The organism is Kiloniella litopenaei (assembly GCF_000982415.1).
Lineage (GTDB): Bacteria > Pseudomonadota > Alphaproteobacteria > Kiloniellales > Kiloniellaceae > Kiloniella > Kiloniella litopenaei.
This window is the reverse complement of sequence record NZ_LANI01000057.1, coordinates 1-1130: the sequence shown is the minus strand read 5'-3', so window position 1 is coordinate 1130 and position 1130 is coordinate 1. Positions and strand designations below refer to the sequence as shown.

1 protein-coding gene is annotated in these 1130 nt (G+C 48.8%); it reads right to left on the bottom strand.

The features are described 5' to 3' along the window. Positions 1 to 1130: methyl-accepting chemotaxis protein (locus WH95_RS20075; protein WP_046510234.1), on the bottom strand; the 1130-nt coding region annotated here is incomplete at both ends.

Here is a 1130-nt window from a genome sequence, read left to right as displayed (position 1 = left end):
GCATTACCCGTTGTATTCGCAGCTTCACGAACCTGCGTAATATTAGAAGAAACCTGATCCGTACCATTAGCGGCCTGTTGAACTGACTTGGTAATCTCTGCCGTCGCAGCCCCCTGCTCTTCAACTGCTGAAGCAATTGCTGTTGCCACCTCGTGGATAGAATCAATCGTCTTGGAAATACCGTGAATGGCCTCAACAGATTCACGGGTCTCCCCCTGAATAGAGCTGATTTGACCAGAGATATCCTCGGTTGCTTTTGCTGTCTGGTTGGCAAGCGACTTAACCTCTGATGCAACAACGGCAAAACCTTTACCAGCTTCGCCAGCTCTCGCAGCCTCAATAGTCGCATTCAACGCCAAGAGGTTGGTTTGCTCTGCGATGTCGTTAATCAGCTTCACAACCTCCCCAATCTTGTCCGCCGCATTGGCAAGACCTTCGATTTTCTGATTGGTTCTGGATGTTTCTTCAACCGCATTGCTCGCAATATCAGCAGAACGCTGTACCTGGCTGCTGATTTCATTAATGGATGCAGAAAGCTCTTCCGTAGCCGCAGCAACAGATTGAACGTTTGCAGAAGCATCCTGTGCCGCATCGGTGACAACAGATGCCTGACTGGACGATTGCGCCGCTGCACTGGACATGGTTTCAGCGGAAGAGCGCATTTCATGGGCAGAACTCGATACAGATGAAATAATCTGACCAACTGAAGATTCAAAATCGTTGGCCATCTGCATACGTGCTTCCTGACGCTCCTCGGAAGCACGTTTTTCTGCTTCAAGCTTTTCTGCTTCCATCTGGCTAACACGTTCCGCATTGGCTTTAAACTGCTCGAGGGCGCGATTAATATCACCAATCTCGTCACCGCGGTCCTGCCCCTTTACCTCTACATTATAATCACCCTGCATAAGCGAAGTAATAACACCCATACTGCCCTGTAGTGGGTTACGGATCATGAAACGGGAAATCAGAAGCAGAGCAACAATCAACACCAGAAGGAGAACGACACCGCCAATAACTGTATACTGTTGAACAGCTTGGGCTTGTTGCGTTAGACGGCTGATCGGAACATTAACCAAAACGGACCAAGGAGCTTTTGAATCCCTGATTTGTACCGGGACAAAAAGACGATA